Origin of the sequence: Afipia broomeae ATCC 49717 (assembly GCF_000314675.2) — a bacterium.
Taxonomy (GTDB): domain Bacteria; phylum Pseudomonadota; class Alphaproteobacteria; order Rhizobiales; family Xanthobacteraceae; genus Afipia; species Afipia broomeae.
The window spans coordinates 2,185,580-2,206,164 of sequence record NZ_KB375282.1 but is presented as its reverse complement, the minus strand read 5'-3'; the positions used below and the strand labels follow the sequence as shown (position 1 = coordinate 2,206,164).

19 protein-coding genes are annotated in these 20,585 nt (G+C 62.3%); 18 read left to right on the top strand and 1 reads right to left on the bottom strand.

Features of this window, described 5'->3' with window-relative positions:
- The first annotated feature begins 1 nt into the window (after window position 1).
- The 18 genes from HMPREF9695_RS10170 to HMPREF9695_RS10085 all read left to right on the top strand — a co-directional run bounded on the left by HMPREF9695_RS10170 (window position 2) and on the right by HMPREF9695_RS10085 (window position 17,946).
- The gene (locus HMPREF9695_RS10170; RefSeq protein ID WP_006020767.1) at window positions 2-640 is read left to right on the top strand and encodes an NADH-quinone oxidoreductase subunit C; all 639 of its coding nucleotides are present in this window, start codon (window positions 2-4) and stop codon (window positions 638-640) included.
- Window positions 640-1,848 (top strand): NADH-quinone oxidoreductase subunit D, encoded by a 1,209-nt coding sequence (locus HMPREF9695_RS10165; protein ID WP_006020766.1) that lies wholly within the window; start codon window positions 640-642, stop codon window positions 1,846-1,848. The genes HMPREF9695_RS10170 and HMPREF9695_RS10165 overlap by 1 nt, the downstream gene beginning before the upstream one ends.
- Window positions 1,848-2,819, top strand: coding sequence for an FkbM family methyltransferase (locus HMPREF9695_RS10160; RefSeq protein WP_006020765.1), 972 nt, complete (start codon window positions 1,848-1,850; stop codon window positions 2,817-2,819). Before HMPREF9695_RS10165 ends, HMPREF9695_RS10160 begins: the two co-directional genes overlap by 1 nt.
- A gap of 64 nt (window positions 2,820-2,883) precedes the next feature.
- The gene (gene nuoE, locus HMPREF9695_RS10155) at window positions 2,884-3,522 is read left to right on the top strand and encodes an NADH-quinone oxidoreductase subunit NuoE (RefSeq protein WP_006020764.1); all 639 of its coding nucleotides are present in this window, start codon (window positions 2,884-2,886) and stop codon (window positions 3,520-3,522) included.
- Window positions 3,519-3,698: a hypothetical protein gene (locus HMPREF9695_RS10150; protein WP_006020763.1), complete on the top strand. Its 180-nt coding sequence runs from the start codon at window positions 3,519-3,521 to the stop codon at window positions 3,696-3,698. Before nuoE ends, HMPREF9695_RS10150 begins: the two co-directional genes overlap by 4 nt.
- A 10-nt stretch (window positions 3,699-3,708) precedes the next feature.
- Entirely contained in the window at window positions 3,709-5,034 is a 1,326-nt protein-coding gene (gene nuoF / locus HMPREF9695_RS10145; protein ID WP_006020762.1) for an NADH-quinone oxidoreductase subunit NuoF, read from the top strand.
- A 4-nt stretch (window positions 5,035-5,038) separates the two neighbouring features.
- Complete coding sequence (gene nuoG, locus HMPREF9695_RS10140) at window positions 5,039-7,114, top strand: NADH-quinone oxidoreductase subunit NuoG (RefSeq protein WP_006020761.1); 2,076 nt, start codon at window positions 5,039-5,041, stop codon at window positions 7,112-7,114.
- Between the two features lie 10 nt (window positions 7,115-7,124).
- Complete coding sequence (gene nuoH, locus HMPREF9695_RS10135; protein ID WP_006020760.1) at window positions 7,125-8,165, top strand: NADH-quinone oxidoreductase subunit NuoH; 1,041 nt, start codon at window positions 7,125-7,127, stop codon at window positions 8,163-8,165.
- Window positions 8,166-8,175: 10 nt separating this feature from the next.
- Complete coding sequence (gene nuoI, locus HMPREF9695_RS10130) at window positions 8,176-8,664, top strand: NADH-quinone oxidoreductase subunit NuoI (RefSeq protein ID WP_006020759.1); 489 nt, start codon at window positions 8,176-8,178, stop codon at window positions 8,662-8,664.
- Between the two features lie 9 nt (window positions 8,665-8,673).
- Entirely contained in the window at window positions 8,674-9,312 is a 639-nt protein-coding gene (locus HMPREF9695_RS10125) for an NADH-quinone oxidoreductase subunit J (RefSeq protein ID WP_006020758.1), read from the top strand.
- Entirely contained in the window at window positions 9,309-9,617 is a 309-nt protein-coding gene (gene nuoK / locus HMPREF9695_RS10120) for an NADH-quinone oxidoreductase subunit NuoK (protein WP_006020757.1), read from the top strand. Before HMPREF9695_RS10125 ends, nuoK begins: the two co-directional genes overlap by 4 nt.
- Before the next feature lie 92 nt (window positions 9,618-9,709).
- Window positions 9,710-11,791 (top strand): NADH-quinone oxidoreductase subunit L, encoded by a 2,082-nt coding sequence (gene nuoL, locus HMPREF9695_RS10115; protein WP_006020756.1) that lies wholly within the window; start codon window positions 9,710-9,712, stop codon window positions 11,789-11,791.
- Entirely contained in the window at window positions 11,791-13,299 is a 1,509-nt protein-coding gene (locus tag HMPREF9695_RS10110) for an NADH-quinone oxidoreductase subunit M (protein WP_024921822.1), read from the top strand. The genes nuoL and HMPREF9695_RS10110 overlap by 1 nt, the downstream gene beginning before the upstream one ends.
- Window positions 13,300-13,320: 21 nt before the next feature.
- Window positions 13,321-14,748: an NADH-quinone oxidoreductase subunit NuoN gene (gene nuoN / locus HMPREF9695_RS10105; RefSeq protein WP_006020754.1), complete on the top strand. Its 1,428-nt coding sequence runs from the start codon at window positions 13,321-13,323 to the stop codon at window positions 14,746-14,748.
- Window positions 14,748-15,557 carry a biotin--[acetyl-CoA-carboxylase] ligase gene (locus HMPREF9695_RS10100; protein WP_006020753.1) on the top strand — a complete coding sequence of 270 codons (810 nt, stop codon included), beginning with the start codon at window positions 14,748-14,750 and terminating at the stop codon, window positions 15,555-15,557. Before nuoN ends, HMPREF9695_RS10100 begins: the two co-directional genes overlap by 1 nt.
- Complete coding sequence (locus HMPREF9695_RS10095; RefSeq protein WP_006020752.1) at window positions 15,558-17,228, top strand: ribonuclease J; 1,671 nt, start codon at window positions 15,558-15,560, stop codon at window positions 17,226-17,228.
- Window positions 17,229-17,257: 29 nt separating this feature from the next.
- Window positions 17,258-17,662, top strand: coding sequence for a methylmalonyl-CoA epimerase (gene mce / locus HMPREF9695_RS10090; protein ID WP_006020751.1), 405 nt, complete (start codon window positions 17,258-17,260; stop codon window positions 17,660-17,662).
- Window positions 17,663-17,670: 8 nt separating this feature from the next.
- Window positions 17,671-17,946: a DUF1467 family protein gene (locus HMPREF9695_RS10085; protein ID WP_006020750.1), complete on the top strand. Its 276-nt coding sequence runs from the start codon at window positions 17,671-17,673 to the stop codon at window positions 17,944-17,946.
- A gap of 451 nt (window positions 17,947-18,397) precedes the next feature.
- Here the strand turns inward: HMPREF9695_RS10085 and HMPREF9695_RS10080 are convergent, their stop codons facing one another.
- On the bottom strand, window positions 18,398-20,566 hold the full coding sequence (locus tag HMPREF9695_RS10080; protein WP_006020749.1) for a TonB-dependent receptor family protein: 2,169 nt from the start codon (window positions 20,564-20,566) through the stop codon (window positions 18,398-18,400).
- Window positions 20,567-20,585: the final 19 nt, after the last annotated feature.

Genomic DNA, 20,585 nt, shown 5'->3' with positions numbered 1-20,585 from the left:
CATGGATGATGCGAAACTAGACGCTCTTGGCCAGACGATCGTGGCCGCGCTTCCAGGCGCGGCGCTCGGGCATTCGGTTGCGTTCAACCAGCTCTCGATCTCGGTCGATCTTGCGAAGATCGTGGACATCGTTCGTGTGCTGAAGACCGATCCGCGCTTCCGCTTCGTCAACTTCACCGACGCGACAGCCGTGGACTATCCGGGCCGCGAGAACCGTTTCGACGTGATCTATCACCTCATGTCGCCGGTCCTGAACGCGCGCGTCCGCCTGCACGGCGAAGCCAACGAGACGACGCAGGTGCCGTCGATCATCTCGGTGTTTCCGGGCGCTGACTGGTTCGAGCGCGAGACTTACGATCTGTATGGTGTGATCTTCGTCGGCCATCCGGACATGCGCCGCCTGCTGACCGACTACGGCTTCGACGGCCATCCGCTGCGCAAGGATTTCCCGCTGACCGGCTTTGTCGAGGTCCGGTACGACGACGCGGAAAAGCGCGTGGTGTACGAGCCGGTGCGGCTCAATCAGGAATTCCGCAAGTTCGATTTCCTCTCGCCGTGGGAAGGCGCAGACTACACGCTGCCGGGTGATGAGAAGGCTGCTGCGCCCGCACCGGCGCCGGCACCAAAGGCAGGTGGCTGATGAGCGAGGTTCTCAACGCCGAACAGACCGGCATGCGCAACTTCACGATCAACTTCGGACCGCAGCATCCAGCGGCGCACGGCGTGCTGCGCCTTGTGCTCGAGCTTGACGGCGAAGTGGTCGAGCGCGTCGATCCGCATATCGGCCTGCTTCATCGCGGCACCGAAAAGCTGATCGAACAGAAAACCTATCTGCAGGCGATCCCTTATTTCGACCGGCTCGATTACGTCGCGCCGATGAATCAAGAGCATGCGTTCTGCCTCGCGGCGGAAAAGCTGCTCGGCATCACCGTGCCGCGCCGCGGCCAGTTGATCCGCGTGCTTTATTGCGAGATCGGCCGCATCCTGTCGCATCTGCTGAACGTGACCACGCAGGCGATGGACGTCGGCGCGCTGACGCCGCCGCTCTGGGGCTTCGAAGAGCGCGAAAAGCTGATGGTGTTCTATGAGCGCGCCTCCGGCTCGCGCATGCACGCGGCGTTCTTCCGCGTCGGCGGTGTGCATCAGGACCTGCCGCCGAAGCTGATCGACGACATCGAGGCCTGGTGCGATCCATTCCTCAAGGTCGTGGACGATCTCGAAACGCTTCTCACCGACAACCGCATCTTCAAGCAGCGCAACGTCGATATTGGCGTGGTGACTCTCGATCAGGCGTGGGAGTGGGGTTTCTCCGGCGTGATGGTGCGCGGCTCGGGCGCGGCGTGGGATCTGCGCAAGTCGCAGCCTTACGAATGCTACGCCGAGATGGATTTCGATATTCCGATCGGCAAGAACGGCGACTGCTACGACCGCTACTGCATCCGCATGGAAGAGATGCGTCAGTCGGTGCGCATCATGAAGCAGTGCATCGAGAAGCTGCGCGCGCCTGAAGGGCAGGGGCCGGTCGTCGTCGAGGACAACAAGATCGCGCCGCCGCGCCGTGGCGAGATGAAGCGCTCGATGGAGGCGCTGATCCATCACTTCAAGCTCTACACCGAAGGCGTTCACGTGCCCGCCGGCGAAGTCTATGCTGCGGTCGAAGCGCCGAAAGGCGAGTTCGGCGTGTTCCTGGTCGCCGACGGCACCAACAAGCCGTACAAGTGCAAGATCCGCGCGCCGGGCTTCGCGCACCTTCAGGCGATGGACTTCATCTGCAAGGGGCATTTGCTCGCCGACGTGTCGGCCATCCTCGGTTCGCTCGATATCGTGTTCGGTGAGGTGGATCGCTGATGACCCAGCCGCCGATCCAGTTCGACCGCACGACCGGTGACATGCGCGGGGCAACGCCCTGGGAGCGCACCATCGGCTTTGCGCTGCTCGCTGGATCCAAGGTCGGGGCGTACATCTCGCATCGCGGTTACAACAGCGCAGCCAATCTCCTGAAGACGCTGTTTCTGTCCGAGCGCGACATCAACGTCATGCTCAACCCGGACGCTGCATTCTCATTCCCTTACGGCGACGGTTACTGGAGCAAGCTGCTCAACCGCACGTTCAAGTACGAAGACGAACTTGAGCTGTTTCTGCTCGACTCCAAGGATGTGAATTACACGCTGATCGATTGCGGCGCGAACTACGGCTACTGGTCTGTGATGGTGTCCAGCCAGCGTTTCGGCTCGCGTCCGTCGATTGCGATGGAGCCGTCATCGCGGAATTTCCCGCGTCTCGCTCACAATGCGAAGATCAACGGCGGCCGGTTCGAAGCGATTAATGCCGCCATCGGCTCCGCACGCGGCACGGCGCGCCTGTCGGGCAACCGCCACGAGGCGTTCAGCATCGCAGGCGGTGCGGATGCGGGCGGCGAAGAGGTGCAGGTGCTTGCACTCGATAACCTGATCGAGGACGGCAAGATCCCGGCGCAGGGCAAGTACATCATCAAGCTGGACGTCGAAGGCGTCGAGATCGACGCCATGAAGGGCGGCAAACGGCTTCTGGAGACGGATTCGGTCGTGGTCTGCGAGGAGCACGGCAACGATCCGACCCACAGCGTGTCGCGCTACATTCTCGAACAGACGCCGATGAAGGCGATCATCCACGATCCGGCGACGGATCGGTTCGAGGAACTGACCAAGCTCTCCACACTCGACCGCATCAAGGTCGCCTCGCACGTCGGCTACAACGTGTTCGCGACCTCGAGCGTGTTCTGGGAACAGCGTATCTACAGCATGAATTCAGGCAACGCGCGCCGCGCCATGACGCAGTGAAACTTAACGCAGTAAGACTTGACGCAATAGAATTGGCGCAATGAAAGATCGAAAGACTTAAACGATGGCCGTCCGCCGTTTGGCTCCGAAAGAGGTACAGCCCGCAAGCTTCGCGTTCAGCGCGGAGAATCTGGCGTGGGCGAAAGCCCAGATCGAGAAATACCCGCCGGGCCGTCAGCAGTCCGCGGTGATCCCGATCCTGTGGCGCGTGCAGGAACAGCACGACGGCTGGGTGTCGGAGGTTGCGATCCGTGCCGTCGCGGACCTGCTCGAGATGCCCTACATCCGCGTGCTGGAAATCGCGACGTTCTACACGATGTTCCAGCTCGAGCCGGTCGGCAAGAAGGCGCATGTGCAGGTTTGCGGCACGACGCCGTGCATGCTGCGCGGCGCGAAAGACCTGATCGAGGTCTGCAAGCATCGCATCCATCACGATCCGTTCCACGTATCGGCCGACGGCAACTTCTCGTGGGAAGAGGTCGAGTGCCTCGGCGCCTGCGTGAATGCGCCGATGGTGATGATCTGGAAGGACACCTATGAGGATCTGACGCCCGAGAGCCTGAACAGGGTGCTCGACGGCTTCGAGACCGGCAATCCGCCCAAGCCCGGCCCGCAGATCGATCGCCAGTTCGCGGCACCGGTCGCCGGTCTGACCTCGCTGAAGGGCGAAGCGGCGAGTTCTCCGAAGGGAGACAAGTCATGACGGGAACGACGCTTCGCTACATCGCGCTTCACGCGGTTGTCGCCGCTGTCTTCATCTTCTTTTTGAACTTCTACATTCTGAAGACTGAACTTCAGTCAGCCGTGTTCTGGGCCATTGGCTTCGGCGCGATGGCGGCGGGGCTCGCCTATCAGCAATCCAAGCGTTCAGGGTCTTAAGGTAGCGACTATGCTCGACGACAAGGACCGCATCTTCCGCAATCTCTACGGCCAGGGCGACTGGGGCCTGGAGGGCGCGCGCCGCCGTGGCGCGTGGGATGGCACCAAGGCGATCATCGACCGGGGCCGCGACTGGATCGTCGCTGAAATGAAGGCGTCCGGCCTGCGCGGGCGCGGCGGGGCGGGCTTCCCGACCGGCATGAAATGGTCGTTCATGCCGAAGGACAACGCCGACGGGCGTCCGAGCTATCTCGTGGTCAATGCCGACGAGTCCGAGCCGGGCACCTGCAAGGATCGCGAGATCATGCGGCACGATCCGCATCTGCTGGTGGAAGGCTGCCTGATTGCCAGCGCCGCCATGGGCGCGCATGTCGCCTACATCTATGTGCGCGGCGAGTTCATCCGCGAGCGTGAGCATCTTCAGGCCGCGGTCGATCAGGCCTATGAGGCGAAGCTGATCGGCAAGGACAACGTTCACGGTTATCCGTTCGATCTCTACGTTCACCACGGCGCCGGCGCATATATCTGCGGCGAAGAGACCGCGTTGCTCGAAAGCCTCGAAGGCAAGAAGGGCCAGCCGCGCCTGAAGCCGCCGTTCCCGGCCAACGTCGGTCTTTATGGTTGCCCGACCACGGTGAACAATGTCGAGTCGATCGCGGTCGCGCCGGACATCCTCCGCCGGGGCGCGGCATGGTTCGCCGCCATCGGCCGTCCGAACAATGTCGGCACCAAGCTTTACGGCATCTCCGGTCACGTCAACACGCCGTGCGTCGTCGAAGACGCGATGAGCATTCCGTTCAGGGAACTGATCGAGAAGCATGGCGGCGGCATTCGCGGCGGCTGGGACAACCTTCTGGCGATCATTCCCGGCGGCGCATCGTGCCCGCTGATCCCGGCGGCGGATTGCCAGGATCTGATCATGGATTTCGACGGCACCCGCGCGGTGAAGTCGAGCTTCGGCACCGCCGGCGTCATCGTGATGGACAAGTCCACCGATGTGGTCGCGGCCATCGCGCGCATCTCCTATTTCTTCAAGCACGAGAGTTGCGGTCAGTGCACGCCGTGCCGCGAAGGCACCGGCTGGATGTGGCGCGTGCTGTCGCGCATGGTTGAAGGCCGCGCCCACAAGCGCGAGATCGACATGCTGCTGGAAGTCACCAAGCAGGTCGAAGGTCACACCATCTGCGCGCTCGGCGACGCGGCGGCCTGGCCGATCCAGGGTCTGATCCGCGCCTTCCGTCCGGAGATCGAACGGCGCATCGACGATTTCACACGCAAGTCGACCATCGATGATGTCGGTGTTCTCGATCCCGTCAACATGGTCGCGGCGGAGTAATGGCATGACCAAGATTCTCGTCGACGGAAAAGAGATTGACGTTCCTGCCGAGTACACGCTGCTTCAGGCGTGCGAGGCGGCGGGCGCCGAAATTCCGCGCTTCTGCTACCATGAGCGGCTGTCGATCGCCGGCAACTGCCGCATGTGTCTCGTTGAGGTCGCGGGCTCGCCGAAGCCTGTCGCGAGCTGCGCCTGGGCCGTGCGCGATTGCCGCCCGGGTCCGAACGGCGAACTGCCGGCGGTCAAGACCAAATCGCCGATGGTAAAGAAGGCACGCGAAGGCGTGATGGAATTCCTGCTGATCAACCATCCGCTCGACTGCCCGATCTGCGATCAGGGCGGCGAGTGCGATCTTCAGGATCAGGCGATGGGTTACGGCGTCGACACCAGCCGTTTCATGGAGAACAAGCGCGCGGTCGAGGACAAGTACATCGGCGCGCTGGTGAAGACCTCGATGAACCGCTGCATCCAGTGCACGCGCTGCGTCCGCTTCACCACCGAGGTTTGCGGCGTGCCAGAACTGGGCCTGACCGGCCGCGGCGAGGACGTCGAGATCACGACCTATCTGCAAAGTGCGCTGACGTCCGAGTTGCAGGGCAATCTCGTCGACATCTGCCCGGTCGGCGCGCTGACCTCGAAGCCATACGCATTTGCCGCGCGTCCATGGGAACTGGGCAAAACCCAGTCCATCGATGTGATGGATGCGGTCGGCTCCGCGATCCGCGTGGATACGCGCGGCCGCGAAGTGATGCGCATTCTGCCGCGCGTCAATGAGAACGTGAACGAAGAGTGGATTTCGGACAAGACGCGCCACATCGTCGACGGTCTGCGCACGCAGCGTCTGGATCGGCCGTACATCCGCGAAAACGGCAAGCTGCGCGCGGCCACATGGACCGAAGCTTTCGCGGCAATCGCCGCGGCGGTTGCCCGCTCGGACGGCCGGCGCACCGGCGCCATCGCCGGCGATCTCGCCGCGGTGGAGGAAATGTTCGCGCTCAAGGAATTGCTCACCTCGTTTGGGTCGGCCAATTTCGCCACTCAGGACGGCGCCGGGTTCGATCCGAAGGCGGGCCGCGCGTCGTACATCTTCAATCCGACCATCGCGGGCATCGAACAGGCCGACGCGCTGCTGATTGTCGGCTCCAATCCGCGCAAGGAAGCTGCCGTTCTCAACGCGCGCATCCGCAAGCGCTGGCGCACGGGTGCGCTCAAGATCGGTGTGATCGGCGACAAGGCCGATCTGACCTACGATTATGAGCATCTCGGCGCAGGTACCGATACGCTGGGCGATCTCGCCGCCGGCAAGCACTCGTTCGCCGACGTGCTGAAGGGCGCAAAGCACCCGATCGTGCTGGTGGGCGCGGGCGTTGCCGCCCGTCACGACGGCGCGGCGGTGCTGTCGCAGGCTGCCAAGCTCGCCGTCGATCTCGGCGTGCTCAAAGACGGCTGGAACGGATTTGCGGTGCTTCACAACGCCGCCTCGCGCGTCGGTGCGCTCGATATCGGCTTCACGCCGGGGGCGGGCGGCCTGAACGTCGCGCAGATGACGACGTTCGGCACGCTCGATGTGCTGTTCTCGCTGGGCGCGGATGATGTCAGCCCGGCCGACGGCACGTTCGTGGTTTACATCGGCACCCACGGCGACAAGGGCGCGCACCGCGCCGACGTGATCCTGCCGGGCGCAGCCTATACCGAGAAGGCCGGTCTCTACGTCAACACCGAAGGACGTGTGCAGATGGCCAACCGCGCCGCGTTCCCGCCCGGCGATGCGCGCGAGGACTGGGCGATCATCCGCGCGCTGTCGGACGTTCTCGGCAAGAAGCTGCCGTTCGACTCGCTCGGGCAACTGCGCCAGGCGATCTTCAAGGCCGCGCCGCATCTGATGCGGATCGACCAGATCGAAGGCAACGATGCGGCGGGCGTGAAAGCGCTTGCGGCGCGCGGCGGCTCGGTCGAGAAGGGCGCCTTCAAGAGCCCGGTCGAGGACTTCTACCTGACCAATCCCATCGCGCGGGCATCCGCGGTGATGGCCGAATGTTCCAAGCTCGCCTCCGGGCAACTTCTGACGGCGGCGGAGTAAGCGTGATCCGATGACCGAATTCTTCGCAAGCGAGTTATGGACGGGCTATCTCTGGCCGATCATCATCATGGTCGCGCAGAGCGTGCTGCTGCTCGTGGTGCTGCTGATCGCCATCGCCTACATCCTGCTGGCCGACCGCAAGATCTGGGCGGCGGTGCAGATCCGGCGCGGTCCCAACGTGGTTGGGCCATGGGGCCTGCTGCAATCCTTCGCGGACTTGCTGAAGTTCGTGCTGAAAGAGCCGACCATTCCGGACGGCGCGAACAAGGGCGTGTTCCTGCTGGCGCCGCTGGTCTCGTGCGTGCTGGCGCTGGCAGCGTGGGCGGTGATCCCGGTCAACCTCAACTGGGTGATCGCGGACATCAATGTCGGCGTTCTCTACATCTTCGCGATCTCGTCGCTGTCGGTCTACGGCATCATCATGGCTGGGTGGTCGTCGAACTCGAAGTATCCGTTCCTCGCGGCGCTTCGCTCCGCCGCGCAGATGGTGTCCTACGAAGTCTCGATCGGCTTCGTCATCATCACCGTGCTGCTGTGCGTCGGTTCGCTCAACCTGACCGCTGTGGTCGCGGCGCAGGACACCAAACTCGGCATTCTCGGCTGGTACTGGCTGCCGCTGTTCCCGATGTTCGTGATCTTCTACGTCTCGACGCTGGCGGAAACCAATCGCCCGCCGTTCGATCTGGTGGAAGCGGAATCCGAACTGGTCGCCGGCTTCATGACCGAATACGGCTCGACGCCGTATCTGCTGTTCATGCTCGGCGAGTATGTCGCCATTACCACCATGTGCGCGCTGGCGACGATCCTGTTCCTTGGCGGCTGGCTGTCGCCGATCCCGTTCGCGCCGTTCACCTGGGTGCCCGGTGTGATCTGGTTCGTGCTGAAACTGTTCTTCATGTTCTTCCTGATCGCGATGGCAAAGGCGATCGTGCCGCGCTACCGCTACGACCAGCTCATGCGGCTGGGCTGGAAGGTGTTTCTGCCGTTGTCGCTGGCGATGGTCGTCATCGTCGCCGGTGTTCTGCAATTCGCGGGGCTTGCACCGAAATGAGGTTTTCGTCATGGGCATAGCAAGCACAGCCAATCAGCTTCTGCTGAAAGAGTTCGTCTCGGCGTTCATTCTCGCCATGCGATACTTCTTCAAACCGAAGCCCACGCTGAACTATCCCTTTGAGAAGGGACCGATCTCGCCGCGTTTCCGCGGTGAGCATGCGCTGCGCCGTTATCCGAACGGCGAGGAACGCTGCATCGCCTGCAAGCTGTGCGAGGCGATCTGTCCGGCGCAGGCCATCACCATCGAAGCCGGCCCGCGCCGCAACGACGGCACGCGCCGTACCGTGCGCTACGACATCGACATGGTGAAGTGCATCTATTGCGGGCTGTGCCAGGAAGCCTGTCCGGTCGACGCCATCGTCGAGGGCCCGAATTTCGAATTCGCGACGGAAACGCGCGAGGAGCTTTATTATGACAAGGCGAGGCTGCTCGCCAACGGTGACCGCTGGGAGCGCGAGATTGCGAAAAGCATCGAACTCGACGCGCCGTACCGGTGAGGTGAAAGTATGATCGGTCCCGCGCTCTTCTTTTATCTCTTCGCCGGCGTCTGCGTGGCGTCCGCGATCATGGTCGTGACGTCCCGCAACCCTGTGCACTCCGTGCTGTTCCTGATCCTTGCGTTCGTGAACGCGGCGGGACTGTTCATGCTGCTCGGCGCGGAATTCCTCGCGATGATCCTCGTCGTGGTTTACGTCGGCGCGGTCGCGGTGCTGTTCCTGTTCGTCATCATGATGCTGGACGTCGACTTCGCCGAGTTGCGCCAGGGGTTCATCGAATATCTGCCGGTCGGTTTGCTGATCGGAGCGGTGTTCCTTGCCGAGCTGCTGCTGGTGGCTGGCGGCTGGATCATGAATCCTGCGATCTCGAAGGCGATCACGTCGCCGATCCCGGGCGGGGTCAGCAACACCGAAGCGCTCGGCCTCGTGCTGTATACGAAGTATCTGCCGTACTTCCAGTTGGCGGGTCTGGTGCTGCTGGTCGCCATGATCGGCGCTATCGTGCTGACGCTGCGGCACAAGCCGAGCGTCAAGCGGCAGGACATCAATGTGCAGAACGCGCGAACCAAGGCAGCGGCGATGGATGTGCGCAAGGTCGCGTCGGGGCAGGGCCTTCAGGATGCGGATTCCGGGGAGTGGGTGCGATGACGATCGGTCTCGGTCACTATCTCGCCGTCGCCGCCATCCTGTTCACGATCGGGATTCTCGGCATCTTCCTCAACCGGAAGAACGTCATCGTCATCCTGATGTCGATCGAACTCATTCTGCTCGCAGTGAACATCAACCTCGTGGCGTTCTCGGCGTTCCTCGGTGACATCGTGGGGCAGGTGTTCGCGCTATTGGTTCTGACGGTCGCCGCGGCTGAAGCGGCGATCGGACTTGCCGTGCTGGTGGTGTTCTTCCGAAACCGCGGTTCGATCGCGGTCGAGGACATCAATCTGATGAAGGGTTAACGCATGATCCCGAAAAGCATGCCCTCGGGCAACGACCCGGCGGGTGGACACCGGTTTTCGGACCAGATCGTGCGTCTTGAGAGAATCACGCCATGATTCAGGCCATCGTTTTCCTGCCGCTGATCGGCGCGCTCATTGCGGGCGCGGTGGCGCTGTTTGGCGCGCATGCGCGCAATCCGAGCGGCGACGAGATGGATCACACCCACGGTCATGACGACCATGGGCACGGGGTAACTCACGCTCATGCGGCGCATGACGATCATGCCCACGGCGATCACGGGCATGACGAACACGGTCCGGTCGAGCCGGCTGCTGCGGGCTCACGCACCGCCGAAATCGTCACCACCGCGCTGCTGCTGATTTCCGCCGCGCTGTCATGGATGACGCTGGTCGATGTCGGCTTCCTGCATCACGACACGCGCGCTCAGCTTTTCACCTGGATCGGCTCGGGTGATCTCGTCGTCAACTGGGCGCTGCGCGTCGATACGCTGACCGCAGTGATGCTGGTGGTGGTCACCTCGGTGTCGTCGCTCGTGCACCTGTATTCGATCGGCTACATGAACGAGGACCCGAACCGTCCGCGGTTCATGGCCTATCTGTCGCTGTTCACCTTCATGATGCTCATGCTGGTGACCGCCGACAACCTCGTGCAGATGTTCTTCGGCTGGGAAGGCGTGGGCCTCGCGAGCTACCTGCTGATCGGTTTCTGGTTCCAGAAGCCGTCGGCCAATGCCGCCGCCATCAAGGCGTTCGTCGTCAACCGCGTCGGCGACTTCGGATTCCTGCTCGGCATCTTCGCGATCTTCATGATGGTCGGCTCGGTCGATTTCGACACGATCTTCGCCGCGGCTCCCGGCCTGACCGGCAAGACCATCCACTTCTTCGCCTGGAATATCGATGCGCTGACCCTGATCTGCCTGTTCCTGTTCATGGGCGCGATGGGCAAGTCCGCGCAGTTCCTGCTGCACACCTGGTTGCCGGACGCCATGGAAGGCCCGACGCCCGTGTCGGCGCTGATCCACGCTGCGACCATGGTCACCGCCGGCGTGTTCATGGTGGCGCGCCTGTCGCCGCTGTTCGAACTGGCTCCGAACGCGCAGGCCGCCGTGATGCTGATCGGCGCGACCACCGCGCTGTTCGCCGCAACCATCGGTCTGGTGCAGAACGACATCAAGCGCATCGTCGCCTATTCGACCTGTTCGCAGCTCGGCTACATGTTCGTGGCGATGGGAGCAGGGGCCTATTCGGTCGGCATGTTTCACCTGTTCACCCACGCCTTCTTCAAGGCGCTGCTGTTCCTGGGCTCCGGCTCGGTGATCGTCGCGATGCATCACGAGCAGGACATCCGCAACATGGGTGGCCTGAAGGACAAGATCCCGTTTACCTACATCACCATGGTGATCGGTACGCTCGCGCTGACCGGCTTCCCGCTGACGGCCGGCTATTTCTCGAAAGACGCGATCATCGAGTCCGCGTTCGTGGCAAACAATCCGTTCGCGCTCTACGGCTTCCTCTGCACCGTGCTCGCCGCGGGCCTGACCTCGTTCTATTCATGGCGCCTGATCTTCAAGACGTTCCATGGCGAGCCGCACGACCAGAAGCACTACGAGGCCGCGCACGAGAGCCCGTACACCATGCTGATTCCGCTCGCGGTGCTGTCGGTGGGCTCGATCCTCGCAGGCTTCCCGTTCAAGGAGCTGTTCGCGGGCCACGGCATTCACGAGTTCTTCCGCGAGTCGCTGAAGATGAACCCGAAGATCATCGACGAGATGCATCATATTCCGGCGGCGATTGCCTACCTGCCGACGGTGATGATGGTGGTCGGCTTCTTCTTTTCGTGGCTGTTCTACATCCGCAAGCCGTATCTGCCGGTCGAACTCGCGAACCAGCATCCGGGCCTGTACCGCTTCCTGCTCAACAAGTGGTATTTCGACGAGCTCTATGACTTCCTGTTCGTGCGGCCGGCCAAGTGGCTCGGGCGCTTCCTGTGGAAGAAGGGCGACGGCTTCATCATCGACGGGTTCGGTCCTGACGGCGTCTCGGCGCGCGTGCTCGATGTCACGCGCAACGTCGTGCGGCTCCAGACCGGCTATCTCTATCACTACGCATTCGCGATGCTGATCGGCGTGGCCGGTCTCATCACGTGGTTTATCTTCGGTCTCGGGGGCCAATGATGACAACCTGGCCCATCCTTTCCGTCGTCACGTTCCTGCCGGTCGTCGGCGCGATCCTGATTTATCTCAGCCGCGGTGATGACGAGGCCGCGCGCGGCAATGCGCGCTGGATCGCGCTGTGGACCACGATCATCACCTTCGCGGTGTCGGTCATTCTGGTGCTGCGGTTCGATCCGGCCCAGCCGGGCTTCCAGTTCGTCGAGAAGACGGCCTGGCTCGCCAACGGCATCGGCTACCACATGGGTGTGGACGGAATTTCGCTGCCGTTCGTAATCCTGACCACGGCACTGATGCCGTTCTGCATTCTCGCAAGCTGGAAGTCGGTCACGCTGCGCGTGCGCGAGTACATGATGGCGTTTCTTTTCCTTGAAACGCTGATGATCGGCACATTCTCGGCGCTCGATCTCGTGCTGTTCTACCTGTTCTTCGAAGGCGGCCTGATTCCGATGTTCCTGATCATCGGCGTCTGGGGCGGCCCGCGCCGCGTCTATGCCAGCTTCAAGTTCTTCCTCTACACGCTGCTCGGCTCGGTCTTGATGCTGCTCGCTATCATGGCGCTGTATCTGAACGCCGGGACAACCGATATCCCGACGCTCATGAACACGGCTGTGCCGCGCAATCTCCAGACATGGGCGTGGCTGGCGTTCTTCGCTTCGTTTGCGGTGAAAATGCCGATGTGGCCGGTTCATACCTGGCTGCCGGACGCGCACGTCGAGGCGCCGACCGCAGGCTCTGTCGTGCTGGCTGCGATCCTGCTGAAGATGGGCGGCTACGGCTTCCTGCGCTTCTCGCTGCCGATGTTCCCGCTGGCGTCGCATGATTTCGCGCCGCTGGTCTTCACGCTCTCAACGATTGCGATCGTCTACACGTCGCTGGTCGCCTTGATGCAGGAAGACATCAAGAAGCTGATCGCTTACTCGTCCGTCGCCCACATGGGCTTCGTGACCATGGGCATTTTCGCTGGCACCATGCAGGGCGTCGCCGGCGGCGTGTTCCAGATGGTGTCGCACGGCATCGTGTCCGGAGCGCTGTTCCTTTGCGTCGGCGTGGTCTACGACCGGCTGCATACCCGCGAGATCGCCGCCTATGGCGGCCTCGTGAACCGCATGCCGCTTTATGCCTTCATGTTCATGGTGTTCACCATGGCCAACGTCGGCTTGCCGGGCACCTCGGGATTCGTCGGCGAGTTCATGACCCTGATCGGCACCTTCAAGGTCAGCATTCCGACCGCGACGATTGCCACACTTGGCGTGATCCTGTCGGCGGCCTATGCGCTGTGGCTCTACCGCAAGGTGGTGTTCGGCGTGCTCGACAAGCCGTCGCTGGCGAGCATCAAGGATCTGACGCTGCGGGAAGGGATCATTCTCGCGCCGCTGGTCATTCTCACCATTCTCTTCGGCGTGTATCCGAAGCCGATCCTCGACATGTCGGCGGCGTCGGTGCAGCAACTCGTCACGAACTACAACACCGCCATCACCGCCGTGAAAGCGGCGGCGCTGGTTCAGTAACAACGGGGCAGGACCGGGTTTATGACTTTCGCAGGATATTCGCTGCTTCCCGTGCTGCCGGAACTGGTGCTGGCTGCTGGCGCCATGGCGCTCCTGATGCTCGGCGCGTTTCGCGGACAGCAGACGACGTCGCTGGTGACCGGCATCGCTGTGGTTTTGCTCGTTGTGACGGGCGGTCTCGAACTGTGGCTGCCGGCTGGCAAGCTGACCACCTTCGGCGGCAGCTTCATCGTCGATGACTATGCGCGGTTTCTGAAAATCCTGGCGTTGATCGGCTCCGGCGTCACGCTGATCCTGTCGCGCGCGTACCTCGCCGAGCAGGCGAAGATTTTCGAGTATGCGATCCTGGTGATGCTCTCCACCACCGGCATGATGGTGCTGATCTCGGCCGGCGACCTCATCATGCTCTATCTCGGCCTCGAACTGATGAGCCTTGCGCTCTACGTCGTGGCGGCGAGCCATCGTGACGACACCAGGTCGACCGAAGCCGGGCTGAAGTACTTCGTGCTCGGCGCGCTGTCGTCCGGCATGCTGCTTTACGGCGCGTCGCTGATTTACGGCTTCACCGGCACCGTGAGCTTCGCCGGCATCGCCGCTGAGGCGAAGAGCGCCAACGTCGGCCTGCTGTTCGGGCTGGTGTTCCTGCTGGCCGGTCTCTGCTTCAAGGTCTCCGCGGTGCCGTTCCACATGTGGACGCCCGACGTCTACCAAGGCGCACCGACACCGGTCACCGCGTTCTTCGCGTCCGCGCCGAAGGTCGCCGCACTCGCCGTGTTCACGCGCGTGGCGCTGACCGCATTCCCGGGCATCGTGCCCCAGTGGCAGCAGATCGTGGTGTTCGTCTCCATCGCCTCGATGGCTCTGGGATCGTTCGCGGCCATCGGCCAGAAGAACATCAAGCGCCTGATGGCGTATTCGTCCATCGGCCACATGGGCTTTGCGCTGGTCGGTCTCGCTGCCGGAACGCAGCAGGGCGCGCAGGGCGTGCTGGTCTATATCGCGATCTACGTCGCTATGACGCTCGGCACCTTCGCCATCATCCTGGCCATGAAGCGCAACGGCCGGGCTGTCGAGACCATCAGCGACTTTGCCGGACTGTCGCGCACCAATCCGCTGCTGGCGTTCTTCTTCGCGATGTTCCTGTTCTCGCTGGCGGGCATTCCGCCGCTCGCCGGATTCTTCGCGAAGTTCTATGTGTTCCTTGCCGCGATCAAGGCGGGGCTGTTTACCCTCGCGGTGATCGGCGTGGTAACCAGCGTGGTGGGCGCCTTCTACTACCTCACCATCGTCAAGGTCATGTACTTCGACGAGCCGAAGGAAGCGATGGAGCCGATGCGTGTCGAGCTTCGGGTGGTGCTGGCTGTCGCCGGCATCTTCAATCTGCTGTTCTTCGTCTATCCCGCGCCGCTGGTGAATGCTGCCACGGTGGCCGCGAAGTCGCTGTTTTAATGGCGTTCGCGCTCGGTCCACTGGCCAGAGCCCAGAACTATCGCGTTGAGGCGTTCGACAGCATCGGTTCGACCAATGCCGAGGCCCTGGTGCGGGCGCGGGCCGGTGAACGCGGTCCGCTCTGGCTGGTGACGGATCTGCAAACAGCGGGACGCGGCCGCCGCCAGCGCGAATGGATTTCCCCGCGCGGCAATCTCGCCGCCACCATTGTCGAGACGCTGGACGTTGCGCCTCCCGTCGCGGCGACGCTCGGGTTTGCCGCAGGTCTGTCGCTCGAAGCCGCCTTGCAGGCGGTGAGCGTGGAGCAGCGGATGCGATCCGGCGGATCGGCCAGCACCAGTTTCCTCCTGAAATGGCCGAACGATGTGCTGGCCGACGGCAAGAAGCTGTCGGGCATCCTGCTCGAGGCCGAAACCATCGGCGGTGATCTCGCCGTCGCCGTTGGTATGGGAACCAATGTGATCTCCGCGCCGGAAGGGACGCCGTATCCGGCGACCTCGCTGGCCGCGCTCGGCATCACGGCCGGTGCCGGTGACCTGTTCATGGCGCTGTCGGATGCGTGGGCGGAATTCCGCGGCATCTGGGACAACGGCAGAGGCTTCGGCGAAATCCGCAGCCGTTGGCTGGAGCGCGCCGCCGGGCTCGGCGAAACCGTTTCGATCCACTCGAACGGAGCGCCTGTTGAAGGTATCTTCGAAACCATCGACGATACAGGCTGCCTGATCATTGCCGGCCATGACGGCAAGCGCACGCCCATCGCCGCCGGCGATGTCCATTTCGGTTCAGCCAAATCGTCCGGAGCAATTTAGATGTCGCGACCTGACGAACTCACATTCGCTCCGCTCGGAGGCATCGGCGAGATCGGCATGAACCTGTCGATCTACGGCCTCGGCAAGGGACAGCAGCGAAGCTGGCTTGCGATCGACCTAGGCGTGTCGTTCGGCAATGAGGAGCATCTGCCGGGCATCGACGTGGTGATGCCGGACATTCGCTTCCTGGTGAAGGAGCGGAAGAACCTGGTCGGGCTGGTTCTAACCCACGCCCACGAGGATCATTTCGGCGCGATCATCGATCTGTGGCCGCAACTGAAATGCCCGATCTATGCGACCCAGTTTAGCGCGGCGCTTTTCGAGGCCAAATGCGCCAGCGAGCGCAATCCGCCGAAGATTCCTGTCACCGTGATTCCGTCGGGTGGCACTGTCCAGATCGGCCCATTCAGCGTCGAGTTCATTCCGGTGGCGCATTCGATTCCGGAGTCACACGCGCTGGCGATCCGCACGTCCGCCGGAACCGTGCTGCACACCGGCGACTGGAAGATCGATCCGACGCCGATCATTGGCAAACCGACCGACGAGAAGCGGCTGCGCGAGCTTGGTGATGAGGGCGTCATGGCGCTGGTCGGCGACTCGACCAACGCGGTGCGCGAAGGCCGCTCGCCGTCGGAGCGGGAAGTCGCGAAGAACATCACCGAACTGGTGAAGGCAGCGAAGGGGCGCGTCGCGGTGACGACGTTCGCGTCCAACGTGGCGCGGCTGCGGGCCGTCGCGGACGCGGCAAAGGCGGCCGACCGCGAGGTCGTCGTGGTCGGGCGCGCGATGGAGCGGGTGGTGCAGGTCGCACGCGAGACCGGCTATCTCGACGGCGTGCAGGCGTTTCGCAGCGCCGACTACTATGGAAACTTTCCGCCGGACAAGGTGCTTGCGCTGTGCACCGGCAGCCAGGGCGAGCCGCGCGCCGCGCTGGCCCGCATCGCCAACGACGATCATCCGCAGGTGACGCTGAACAAGGGCGATACCGTGATCTTTTCGTCGCGGACCATTCCCGGCAACGAGAAGGCCGTCGGTGCGATCATCAATGGTCTGATCATGCAGGGCGTCGAGGTCATCACCGACCGGACTCACATGGTGCACGTCTCCGGTCATCCGCGCCGCGACGAGTTGCGCGATATGATCTCGTGGGTTCGGCCGCAACTGCTGATCCCCGCGCATGGCGAGGCGCTGCATCTGTCCGAGCATGCCAAGCTCGCGCGCGAGTGCGGCGTACCGAAGGTGCTGATCTGCAAGAACGGCGATCTGGTGCGGCTCGGCCCCGGCGATCCCGCGATCATCGAGGAACTGCCACACGGGCGAATCTACAAGGACGGCAATATCCTCGAGCCCGACAAGGCCCGCGCTGTGGTCGAGCGGCGGCGGCTGGCGTTTGCGGGCTGCGCGTTCGTCGCCATCGCGGTTACCGATAAGGGCGATCTGGCCGACGATCCCGAGGTTGATCTCGTCGGCATTCCGGAAAAGAATAAGGCAGGCGAGGTCATCGCGGACGAGGTGTTCGATCTCGTTGTCTCCACGGTGGAAAACCTGCCGCGGGCGCGCAAGCGCGATCCCGATGCGATCGCCGAATCCGTGCGGCGCGCGGTGCGCGCCGAGATCAACGACCAGTGGGGCAAGAAGCCGCTTTGCGTCGTTCATGTGCTGATGGTTTGATTCCCGTCGATAGTCTGAAGGAGCGAAATATGCTGGGCCGGCTCAATCATGTGGCGATCGCGGTGAAGGACGCCGAGAAGGCCGCTCAGATCTATGGCAAGGCCTTCGGCGCGGAAATTTCCGGCGCGGTGCCGCTGCCCGAGCATGGCGTCATCACCGTGTTCGCGACGCTGCCGAACACCAAGATCGAATTCATCCAGCCGCTCGGCGAGGATTCGCCGATCGCGAAGTTCGTTGAGCGTAATCCGGATGGCGGTATTCACCACATCTGTTATGAGGTGCCTGAGATCATCGCCGCGCGCGATACGCTGATCGCGGAGGGCGCCCGCGTGCTGGGCGACGGCAATCCGAAGATCGGCGCGCACGGCAAGCCGGTGCTGTTCCTGCACCCGAAGGACTTCTCCGGCGCGCTCGTCGAAATCGAACAGTCTTGAGAATTTAGATGGTCTATTCGATCTCAACCGCGTTCGCGATCTACTTCGTGCTCTGGTGGGTGGTGCTGTTCGCAGTGCTGCCGTTCGGCGTGCGCAGCCAGATGGAGAACGGTGAAGAGATCGCCGGCACCGATCCCGGCGCACCCAGCGTGGCGCGGATGGGACGCAAGCTGCTGTGGACCACGGCGATCTCGGCAGTGATTTTCGCGATCGGGATGTGGGCCTTCAGGGCCGGTTACCTGAATATCGAGCGCCTGACGCAGCTCATGGGCATTCCGCTCTAGTATTGGCGGTTCGCGAAGCGAACGCCGCAACATCGGTCACGCGCACCGGCGATATATTTCATCCTGACTGCGCGGCGTTTGCGTTCGATATGATCGCGCGGGCAAATTCAAACATGCCGAAAGAAAAAAGAGCAGGGCCAAAGCCCTGCTCTAAAAATTGTGTCGACCCTGTTTTCCCCGAAAACGTTGGATTTATCCTTGATTAGACGGGGCGACGCTGCTTGTGCGCGTCAGGGGCTCCTCCCGAGACTTGGACCACCAGACGATGCGACGAATAGCCGTATCGCGCTGACGCGTTTTTGTAGCGGAAGGATTCTGAGTTGTCACGTTTTTCAGCACTAAATGTCTACTTTTGCGGCGGTGCACAATTTATCAAAAACAACCGGATAAATGGCTGTTTTTAACGTATTTTGAAGCGCACAGATTTGCGCGCTCCAAAAATGGTGCGGAACTACCATCTCACTTTCATTCCTGCATAGATCGCGCGTCCGGTGCCGGGCTCGAACAGCGGCATGGTTGCGTTTGCCTGATTGATGATGCTCGCGCTCGCGATGTATGCGGTGTTGGCGATGTTCCGCGCTTCGAGATACATCGAATACTTGCCGTCATCGACGCCAGCCTTGAGGCCCCAGATTGCGTAAGCCTGTGTGGTTAGCGTGTTCGCGCTATCGACGTAGTAGGCCTGCGGCACCCATTCGATATTCGGACCGATGTAGAACCCGTTGGCGTGCTTGTAGAGCACCTCCGCACGCAGGAAGTGACGTGGCGCGCCAGGGAGCTGGTTGTTGCGGAATACCGGATCGTTGTCGAAGCGGAAATCGTTGAAGGTGTACGCCATATTCAGCCAGATCTTGTCTGCGTCAGGCGTGAAGATGTTTCTGAACATGGCAATGCCAAGTCCGGCCTCGATACCTTGATGCACCGTGCGATCGGCGTTGGTGACGTTGCAGTTTCCAAAGTTGCTGTAGAAGCACAGCAGTTCGTTCTTGATGTTGGCGCGATAGCCGGTCAATTCCCACGTCAGATCAGGCCGCCTCCCGCGTGTTCCGATCTCGTAGGTCGTGGCGGTCTGCGGCTTGATGTCATAGAAGGGAATCGTCGGATAACCGGGGTTCTGGAAGCTCGGGGCGACACTTTCGCCGAAGCTCGGCACCTCGGCGCTGCGCGAAACATTGGCGAAGGCCTGCCAGGTCGGGTCGATATCCCAGAGTAGTCCGCCCTTCGGGCTAAAGAGGCTGAACGAACTGCGGCCGTTCTTGTCGCCATTGAGCGAAAAGTTCACCTGCTGGTCTCTCACTGCAAACAGATATTGAGCTCCCGCAATCGCCGCGACATTCGGCAGGAAATAGAACGAGTTCTCCGCAAAGCCGGAATAGTTCTCCGGCTTCTGCGTCAGGGACGACTGGAGCGCGCCTTTGTATCCGCCAGTGTTGACGTATTGCTGGGCATCGATGGTGCCGTTCAAGATATTGACGCCAGCGACAAAACGGTTGCGGAAGCCGCCGATGATCCGGTCGTCGGTTGCCTTCACGAAGCCGCCGTAGTCCTTGTAGCTGTAATCGAGCCACTGGAAGATCGGATGCATCAAGTGGCGATCCACCGCGAAGGCTCCGAACTCAACCGTGGTGGCACCGAACCGGACCGTCGTCTTGTTAGCCAGACGCACGGTATCGATATTGCGTTGCCAATCGTTGGCCACGTTCACAGCCGCTGCGGTTTCCGGTGAGGTGAGTGCGGAGGCTCTCGTCACCGAGCCCGGGATGCGCTGCCGCACATCGTTGGCATCAATGTAGAAGCGGGTCTCGAAATCCGGCGAGAACTGATAGCCGATATTGCCGCTCGCGCGCGTACTGTGGCCGTAGCTGTGATCGCGGAACCCTTCGGCGCTCTGGTTCGATGCCGTGAAAAAGGCGTCCCACGGACCGTTGGCGCCGCCGACACTGCCCTGGAAGCGGCGATAGCCGAATGAACCCATGTCGATGCCGGCGCTGTTGACGCCAAAATCGCGACCGGTCGGCGTCACGAAGTTGATCGCGCCGCCGAGCGAATTCGCGCCGAACTGCAAGGCGTTCGCGCCCTTGTAGACTTCGACATACTTGTAGGCGGTCGGGTCGATCTCCTGGAAGTCGCCATAGCCGTCGGACGTGTTGATCGGAATGCCGTCCATGTAGAGCTGGACGCTGCGCAGATGGAAATTGCGCGACAGGCCCGAGCCGCGAATGGAGAGGCGGGTGTCGTCGCCCCATTTCGGCTGTGCGAACACGCCGGGCACGTAACCGAGGATGTCCTTGATGGTGCTGGCGACAGAGTTGTTCTTGTACTCTTCCGCCGCAACGACGGCGACGCCGCCGGGTGTCTGCTGAATTTCCTGACGCGCCTGATCCGCAGTCTTCACGCCGAGCGGTGCGGGTGTCGCGGTGGGCGCGGTTGAGGTTGAGCCGGACTGAACGGGGGCCGGCGTTGCGACGCGGTTCCTAACCGGACGCGGCTGTCGTTCGGTTTGTACCACAACAGGCGGAAGTTCCTGAGGCGCGGTTTGAGCGTGCGCAAGCGGGATCGTGGAGACGGTCGCGGCGGACGCCAGCAGGATGCTGCGCGCCCGTATGGAAACGGAAAACATGGGTTGAGGTCCCACCAAT